We start from the raw sequence: 8,131 nt of genomic DNA, 5'->3' as shown, positions 1-8,131 counted from the left end.
TTGGTGTTTCAGAGCTGCCTATGGATGCGTTAATACAAATTGACGCGGTGGTTTCTAATTGTGAAGGTACGCCACCTAAACATTAACGAATCTTTATTATTGACTAAAGAAGGGGGTATCAACGATATCCCCTTGTTACTTGTTAGCTACCTGTAATTGCAATACCACGCTGCCTGGCTGTGGTAATCAAAATCAGCCGACGCATGAAAAACCGCTCAATTACTGTTTTTCAGGGCCGTTAAAACGTGATGTAGTGAGGGGACCACTTGGTGTCCAAGCGCCAAAACTTCTTCACTGGGTTCGACGAGATCAGGAATTTGGTAGGTGATCATATTCGCACTCACGGCGGATCGCACGCCGTTATTAGAATCTTCAAAGGCTAAACATTGGGTCGGTTCAGCGCCAAGACGTTGCGCAGCGAGTAGATAAATCTCAGGATCGGGTTTGCCATGTGTCACTTCACAACCGGTTGTGAACGAGTCAAAATATTGCTCAAGGCCTGAAAGGCGCAGCTTAATTTGTGCCACGTCTTTTTGGGTTGATGTTGCGACAGCAGTAGGAACACGATTGGCTTTTAACCATTGTAATAACTCGATAACCCCTTCTTTCACTGGGATCGCCTGGTGTTTCACCACGGCATCGTAACGTTTACGCCACTCCGTATGTAATACCGGATAGTCTAATTCTGGCCCGTAGCCTGCGCGCAGTGCTTGTTCAATGCCTGCCGCATTGCGACCAATAGCCGAGAGATAAACCTCTTTTAAAAATGGGATGCCAACTGCGTGGCAAGCTTGTTCGAATATCGTAAGGCAGACACGTTCCGTGTCGAGTAACAGTCCATCCATATCAAAAATGGCAGCTTGAAATTTCATAAGTACAACTTTAGGCGAGTGAAATGGAGTGGGCTATTTTCACATAAGTCGACCTATGGAGGCGATCTTTTTCCTGCACTTTTTCTTTTTCTCATACTTCAATAAAATCAGCCAATTATAAGCGCTAGTTTGTTAGCAATGAGTTATGCTTAATGTGAAAACCTTGTTGCGAGAAGAGGGGGGAGGCAATTTGAATAGTGCATTTGTACAACAGTGGATGCCGGGTTTACACCAACTGAAAGACTATGAAACTCGCTGGTTGATGGATGACGTACGTGCGGCGCTTTCTGTGGTTGCGGTTGCACTGCCTGTCGCGATAGCGTACGCGCAGCTCACTGGAGTAAGCGCGATTGTCGGCTTATATTCCTGCGTATTGCCGATGTTGGTTTACGCGATTTTTGGCACGTCTAGGCAGTTGATCTTAGGCCCAGACGCGGCAACTTGCGCAGTGATTGCGGCGGTAGTGACACCGCTGGCGATGGGCGATCCTCTCAAACACTGGCAGTTGGTCATGACAATGACGGCAATGACTGGTGTATGGTGTTTGCTGGCCAGTCGTTTCAAACTCGGTATTTTAGCCGATTTTCTCTCTCGCCCTATTTTACTTGGGTTGTTAAACGGTGTTGCTCTGACCATTATCGTGGGTCAATTTGCTAAAGTATTTGGGCTGAAATATGAGCAGCAATATCTACTAGAGCGTATCGTGGAAGCGCCATCCTTGCTGATTGATTTGCATTGGCAAACCTTATTGATAAGTGCGCTGACAGTGGTGGTTTATTTTCTGTGTAAGCGTGTCAGACCCAATTGGCCAGCAGCGATGTTGGCTATAATCGCTGCTGCATTTTGGGTGTGGTTTTTTGGCGCTGAACATCTTGGAGTTAAAGTTGTTGGTTTAATCCAAGGTGGGTTACCGATATTCCAAACCCCTCTATTTGATCTAGGGGTGAGCCGTGAATTAGTCATGCCCGCTTTGAACTTAGCGATGGTGAGCTTTGTCAGTATGATGCTCACTGCGCGCAGTTTTGCGGCAAAAAATGGTTATGATATTGACGCCGACAAAGAGTTTCGCGCGCTTGGCTTAGCTAATATTGCTTCTGCATTTTCACAAGGTTTTGCCATCAGTGGGGCGGATTCACGTACGGCGGTGAATGACGCTAATGGTGGAAAATCGCAATTAGTTTCGATTATTGCAGCGATTGTGATTGGATTTGTCGCGATTGTGGCGTATCAGCCACTACAATACATTCCGATTGCTGCATTGGGAGTTGTGTTGATTATCGCGTCTATCTCGTTGCTGGATCTGAAAGGGATTTGGAGTTTACACAAGCGTGATAAAGACGCCTTCTATTTGGCAAGCTTAACCTTCATCGCTGTATTGGTCATTGGCGTTATCCCCGGCATCACTCTTGCGGTATTACTGGGTCTGTTTCAGTTCTTACGCACCGTGATGCGGCCAAGTGATCAAACATTGGGTTTGGATGATAAAGGCACGATTCGCACGATTGATACGTCAGCGAAGGCGAAACCAATACCGGGTTTGGTGATTTATCGTTTCAACTCTCCGCTGACTTATTTCAATGCGCCTTACTTTAAACGTCGTATTTTATTTCACACTGAATCGGCGGGCATGAGTGTGGGGTGCGTGATTATTGATGCGGTGTCGAGTTTTACCCATTTAGATTTAAGCGTCATGGCGATGTTATCGGACGTGCAAAGCATTTTGAAAAAACGAGGTATTCGTTTAGTGCTAGCGGGGCGTAAACGCAGTTTGAGAAAATGGTGTGAGATCGCTGGAATTTCAACGGGTGACGGCGGCGTGGTGATTCGTGCGGACATGTATTTAGCCATTAAGCTAAGTGGATGTTACCAACACGCTGTAGAAGAAGGGCAAGTTCCGCCAGTACAAAAAGAGCCGCAAAAGGATATTGAAGGTGAAATTGCGGCTGCTATTTAAAATGAGGTTGGCTCTCGTTAATAATATTGGTTCTCGTTAATAAAAGATAAAGAGCTCTTGAGTATCGAAAAGATGTAAGAAATCCCATTCAATCATGATGCTTTCCTTTTTATGTGATGAGAGCGAGTGCTCGGCCTTTTGCTAAACGGTTAGTGCCTGTTTGGATAAGCATAGGTGAGCGTTATGCATTAGGCAAAATGGTACGGGTTATTAATCTAATATAGGTAGCCTATGGATATGGTGGTTTTCGACGCTAGGCGTAGCTTGTCGGCAGGTAAACAGTTCGCTGTACTTGAGCGGCTAGTTTCCGATGAAACTGTAGCATTTCACCTTCACTGCATGGCTGCCAAGTTAAGGCCTTGCCGACCACACCGTGATGTTGGAAGGCGTTGAGCCGAATGTTGACGTTCGCAGGCAACTGGTTAATCAGATGCGCCACTTCGGTAATTTCAGTCTCTAAATCACTTTTGTCCGGTATATGCAGCAGTCGCACTTCGTGCAGTTTATTCAGTGTAGCGAGGTGGAAAATAGTGCGTATCACTCTATGGTTACTGCGTCCGGTTAGCCACCGATGCGTTTCCTCTTGCCAAGCTTTTAAATCGATCATTGCGCCATCCAAATAGGACGAGATTTTGTCCCATCCCGATTCTGATAGTGAGCCATTACTATCAATAAAACAGCTGAGATGTTTCAATTCTTCATCGCGTTTGATGGCTTTGAAAAGAGCGATGATAAACGGAAGTTGTAGGGTTGCTTCCCCTCCTGAAATGGTAATACCGGCTAAGAAATAATGATTTCGGCGGATAAGTTCCACGAGTTGTTCAACGCTGTAGTGATGAATTTTTGGGTTTGATTGGTGTATGCAGTGCTCAATGCAGCGATCGCAGTGAGTGCATTTATCTGCTAGCCATTCGACTTGCTGGTCAGCATTGAGGCGCAGTGCTTGCGATGGGCAGGTTGGCACACAATCACCGCAATGGTGACAGTGACGAATCGTATGTGGGTTATGGCAAGACAAGCAATTGAAGTTGCAACCTTGCATAAAAATGACCAGTCGGTTGCCCGGGCCATCAACGCAGGAGAAAGTCAGCACTCGGCTGACTTTTGCTCGGAGCGGCTGTTTTCCACTCACCATTAGTTGACAGAGTTTGGTTGATAAGCCGATTGCATTTCATGGCTAACCACGCGTGCTTTTCGCTTGAGCACGGCTGTGTTTTTGGCCGCTTCTGCCCCAAGAAATGTGGTGTTGGTGCGTGATCCGCGCTGCTCAAATTGCGCTATTTCAGATAATTTCACCATGTAACCCGTAATGCGAACTAAATCGTTCGAAGCCACGTTGGCCGTAAATTCGCGATAGCCCGAGTGGAGGGCTCCTTTACATAGGTTGAACATCGCCTCTGGGTTGGCCTTTATGGTTTCATCCAGAGTTAAAATATCGCTGATACCAGAGGTATAATATTGATGATGTCCAGCCGTTGCTTGCACATATTCAATCGGGTTGGGTTCGGTACCATAAGGGATGCGCACGCCCGGAGTGACATCAAGATCAAGGCTAATACCACCTTGCGCGTGCAGCAAAGCACGGCCGTTGAAGCCATATTTGACTGGTGAGTTTTGTACAATGTCGGCCAGCTTGGCGGAAATGGCGATGCCTAATTGGTTGGCGATATCATCATGGCCATAACGAGCGTTACTCTGCTCCTTTTCCAGTAATAGATTAACGGCTTCAGCCATGCCATAAATGCCAAACATCGGTGCGAAACGAGATTCTTCAATCAACCCTTCTTGAGTCAGAAAACCTTCAAAAAAATGAGATTGTTGGTGCAGATGAGCAGCTCGAACATCCATCAGCTCAATCATATATTTGCTGTAAGTGGGTAGAATCTGATCTAAAAATGTTTGGCGGTCACTGGCTTTTTTCGCGGCCTCTTTTAAATTCATTCTGACCAAAGTATTGCAGCCACCCGCTAAAGGAAGCGAGTTGTAGCAACTGACGATACCAAAACCTTGCTCGCCATAGGCGGTGGCATGAATCGGATAGTTGGCGATGTGCGGTTTACTGCATTGACAGATATTATCGGTCGCTTGGCGCAGTAAATCGTCAGGGGTGATGGAAGGATCATACATGAAGGTAAGGTTGGGAGCGATCTGTTTCAGTTCAGCATCGACACGTAAAATAGTCCGACAAATAATATTGTCGCTCGGGCCGATGTTGGCGTGCATGAAAGCATCGGGCAGAGTGCGATCAAGCATGATCCAAAACAGCTTCAATTTTTGATAAATCGACTCTTCGCTCAGTTCGCCCACATAGGGCAATAACACGCTATCTAATTGCCCCAAATAGACAGGAATAGAAGTCACTGAAGGCACGTGATGGTACAAAATGGTCAACATATTGAGTGCTTCATCAAAATTACTGGCAGGCGAAAGCTCTAAATACTCACTGCCTTGTGCTAAAAATTTTGCGTAGTCAGGCAACACGTAACGTGGTTTAAAAGGGGCATGGCCTTCAAACATATCGCAGATAATGCCTTGTTCCATTGCTCGAGCCAACTCAGGAGAGAGTTTCAGATAGGGCAAGCTTGCTTCGGCCTCTAGCGCAAGGAAGTGTGACTTTTGTTTAGGCGAGAGGTGTGCGTCAGTGACGATGGCTTGGAAGCGTTGCTGTGTATCGAGTGAATGGCTCATGAATTAAACCCTTATATTATTGTGGTTTAATCCTAATGTGCTTGGTTACTTTTCACTATTGATAATACATCAAGTAGTCATTTCCATAATGGAAATGAAAACGCCACTTCGTTATCGTCGAAGTGGCGTCATCAGGAACCTAAGGTTAGGCGTATTGCGCTTCGATTTGGTTCGATTTTAGATAAGCAGGGTGAGTGGCGAGCTGCTCTAAGTAACGTTCAATATTCGGGAAGTGAGTAATCGCTCCGTTGGTCAGCAATATTTCAGCAATGAATGACATCATGAAATCAGCGCCAGTGAGTTGATCGGCCACTAAGTAGCGTTTACCCGCTAAACACTGCTCAAAATAACTCATCACTTTGGCCGTTTCGCTTTCTGCATAGCCACCAAGGAAATTGGTTTGGCAGCCATCTTTGGCAACAAACATCTTTAATAGCAGCGGCAATATGGCAGAGCTTTCCGCAAAGTGGAGCCATTGCTGGTATTGCACATATTCCACGCTGCCACGCTGAGGCGCAAAGTGTTGGCCGTATTTTTCTATCAGGTAATCGGTAATGGCGCCAGATTCAGCAATCACCAAACCATTATCTTCAATCATAGGTGACTTACCTAACGGATGCACGCTTTTTAGCTCGGGCGGTGCCAGAAAGGTCACGCTATCACGTTGATATGGAACTACTTGATACTCAACCCCGAGCTCTTCAAGTAACCAGATAATGCGCTTAGAGCGTGATTTATTTAGATGGTGAAGTTTGATCATTATGCGGTCCTTATTAAAGTGGTTGGTTGATTTGGATAACCAGTTTGCCAAAGTTTTTGCCTTCCAATAGACCAATAAAGGCTTGTGGTGCGTTTTCTAAACCGTCAATCAGTTGCTCGCGGTATTTCACTTTCCCTTCGCTTAGCCATTGAGTCATATCAGTAGCAAATTCGTTATAGCGATGGCCGTAGTCATCAAAAATAATGAAACCTTGCATGCGGATTCGTTTGGTAAGCAAGGTGCCCATCAGCATAGAGAGGCGATCAGGTCCTTCAGGCAGCGACGTTGCATTGTATTGAGAAATCAAACCACACAGCGGAACTCGCGCTGCTGTGTTAAGCAGAGGTAAAACCGCATCAAATACTTTGCCACCGACATTTTCGTAGTAAACGTCAATCCCTTGAGCACATGTTTTAGCCAATTGCTCTGCAAAATCGTCAGCTTTGTGATCAATACATTCATCAAAACCTAATACTTCTTTAGCGTAACGACATTTTTCCTCACCGCCAGCAATGCCCACCACTTGGCAGCCTTTGATTTTAGCAATTTGACCAACCGTTGCCCCTACTGGGCCAGTAGCTGCGGCGACTACCACAGTTTCACCTTGCTTCGGCTGGCCAATGTCTAGCAAACCCATATAAGCGGTAAAGCCGGGCATTCCCATGATGCCTAGTGCGTATGAGGGTGAGGTTGGATTTTTACCGAGTTTAAGTAAACCTTCGCCGTTAGAAATAGCGTAATCCTGCCATCCGGTATAAGCGAGTACCCACTCACCTTGCTCAAATTTTGGGTGGTTTGATACTTCCACTTGACACACGGTCCCGCCTACCATGACATCATCAATCGCGACAGGATCGGCGTACGATTTAGCGTCACTCATGCGGCCGCGCATGTAGGGGTCAAGTGAAAGATAAACACTACGCAGCAGCACTTCACCAGCGGCAGGTGTTGGTTTAGGCGCATGTTCTAAGCGAAAGTTAGCAGGCGTTGGTGCACCGACAGGGCGTGAAGCGAGTACAATGCGGCGGTTAGTTTGTTTAGTCATTGGAGAGTCCTTTATTATTTTAAATTAGACCAGTCGTCTAGTTTGGGTTTCAAAAAAACCGCTATCGAAATAGCGGGTGAATCTTAACTAGGGCACTGGCCTTGCAAAATGTGTTCGGTGCTCGTAAGCGCTTGTGCAAGCCCTTGGTTATCTTGACGCAATTTACTGAGCAAACTTGCTCCAAGCCAAAGGTTATAAAGCAATTCTGCGGTTTGCTGGCTGTGTTGTACGTGAATGGAGCCGTCGTCGATCCCTTGCTGGATACATTTTCCGACCGCCTCAATAATGCTATCTGCACCTTTAAGTAAAGCAATACGCATCGCATCAGACAAGTCTGAAACTTCAGCGCTTAATTTCACCACCAAGCAGCGCTGTGCGTTACATAAGCCATTGCTCTGCTCATACCAACATTGCCAATAATGCATCAAGTGTTGATAGGCGTTTCCTTCTTCTTGGTCAAAAAGGGCATTAATCCGTACTAGATAGTGCTGAAAATAGTCCGTAATCAGTGCCTCGCCAAATTGCTCTTTTGACTTAAAGTAGTGATAGAAAGAGCCTTTGGGCACATCAGCGGTTTTTAATAATTCAGACAAGCCTACGCTGGTGAAGCCTTTGGTTACGACAAGTTGGTAACCGACCTCAAGGATGTGTTGGCGAGTATCATGGGTTTTTGTATTCATGGACGGCATTATAATTTAAATTAGACCAGTCGTCTAGTTTTGTTTGTTCATATTGTATTTGTGCTACTGGCTATGGTTGCTGAATGATAGAAATGGACACTTCCTCCTTGAAGTGTCGCACTATTATTTATC

General features: G+C 45.9%; 7 protein-coding genes. 1 reads left to right on the top strand and 6 read right to left on the bottom strand.

The features are described 5' to 3' along the window. Positions 1-215 precede the first annotated feature (215 nt). Complete coding sequence (locus tag B9J87_RS03050; RefSeq protein WP_094149333.1) at positions 216-872, bottom strand: HAD family hydrolase; 657 nt, start codon at positions 870-872, stop codon at positions 216-218. A 217-nt stretch (positions 873-1,089) separates the two neighbouring features. Here B9J87_RS03050 and B9J87_RS03045 point away from each other — a divergent pair, with 217 nt between their 5' ends. Continuing rightward, positions 1,090-2,826 (top strand): SulP family inorganic anion transporter, encoded by a 1,737-nt coding sequence (locus tag B9J87_RS03045; RefSeq protein WP_050934249.1) that lies wholly within the window; start codon positions 1,090-1,092, stop codon positions 2,824-2,826. A 253-nt stretch (positions 2,827-3,079) separates the two neighbouring features. On the opposite strand, the gene B9J87_RS03040 is transcribed toward B9J87_RS03045, so the two are convergent. From B9J87_RS03040 to B9J87_RS03020, 5 genes are all read right to left on the bottom strand, one after another. Next, positions 3,080-3,961, bottom strand: a complete 882-nt coding sequence (locus B9J87_RS03040; RefSeq protein WP_094149332.1) for a YjjW family glycine radical enzyme activase — start codon at positions 3,959-3,961, stop codon at positions 3,080-3,082. Beyond that, positions 3,961-5,514, bottom strand: coding sequence for a YjjI family glycine radical enzyme (locus B9J87_RS03035; protein WP_094149331.1), 1,554 nt, complete (start codon positions 5,512-5,514; stop codon positions 3,961-3,963). Before B9J87_RS03035 ends, B9J87_RS03040 begins: the two co-directional genes overlap by 1 nt. A 145-nt stretch (positions 5,515-5,659) precedes the next feature. After that, positions 5,660-6,274, bottom strand: a complete 615-nt coding sequence (locus tag B9J87_RS03030) for a glutathione S-transferase family protein (protein WP_094149330.1) — start codon at positions 6,272-6,274, stop codon at positions 5,660-5,662. Between the two features lie 13 nt (positions 6,275-6,287). Then, on the bottom strand, positions 6,288-7,319 hold the full coding sequence (locus tag B9J87_RS03025; RefSeq protein ID WP_094149329.1) for an NADP-dependent oxidoreductase: 1,032 nt from the start codon (positions 7,317-7,319) through the stop codon (positions 6,288-6,290). Between the two features lie 83 nt (positions 7,320-7,402). Next, positions 7,403-7,999 (bottom strand): TetR/AcrR family transcriptional regulator, encoded by a 597-nt coding sequence (locus B9J87_RS03020; protein ID WP_038148298.1) that lies wholly within the window; start codon positions 7,997-7,999, stop codon positions 7,403-7,405. Between the last annotated feature and the right edge of the window lie 132 nt (positions 8,000-8,131).

This window comes from Vibrio sp. V19_P1S1T109, from assembly GCF_002241375.1.
In the GTDB taxonomy this organism is placed as follows: domain Bacteria; phylum Pseudomonadota; class Gammaproteobacteria; order Enterobacterales; family Vibrionaceae; genus Vibrio; species Vibrio anguillarum.
The sequence above is the reverse complement of the archived record's forward strand: the minus strand, read 5'-3'. Positions and strand labels throughout refer to the sequence as shown.

Coding starts and splice junctions, on each gene's coding strand:
- B9J87_RS03050 (WP_094149333.1), bottom strand. CDS start 872: ATGAAATTTCAAGCTGCCATTTTTGATATGGATGGACTGTTACTCGAC.
- B9J87_RS03045 (WP_050934249.1), top strand. CDS start 1,090: ATGCCGGGTTTACACCAACTGAAAGACTATGAAACTCGCTGGTTGATG.
- B9J87_RS03040 (WP_094149332.1), bottom strand. CDS start 3,961: ATGGTGAGTGGAAAACAGCCGCTCCGAGCAAAAGTCAGCCGAGTGCTG.
- B9J87_RS03035 (WP_094149331.1), bottom strand. CDS start 5,514: ATGAGCCATTCACTCGATACACAGCAACGCTTCCAAGCCATCGTCACT.
- B9J87_RS03030 (WP_094149330.1), bottom strand. CDS start 6,274: ATGATCAAACTTCACCATCTAAATAAATCACGCTCTAAGCGCATTATC.
- B9J87_RS03025 (WP_094149329.1), bottom strand. CDS start 7,319: ATGACTAAACAAACTAACCGCCGCATTGTACTCGCTTCACGCCCTGTC.
- B9J87_RS03020 (WP_038148298.1), bottom strand. CDS start 7,999: ATGAATACAAAAACCCATGATACTCGCCAACACATCCTTGAGGTCGGT.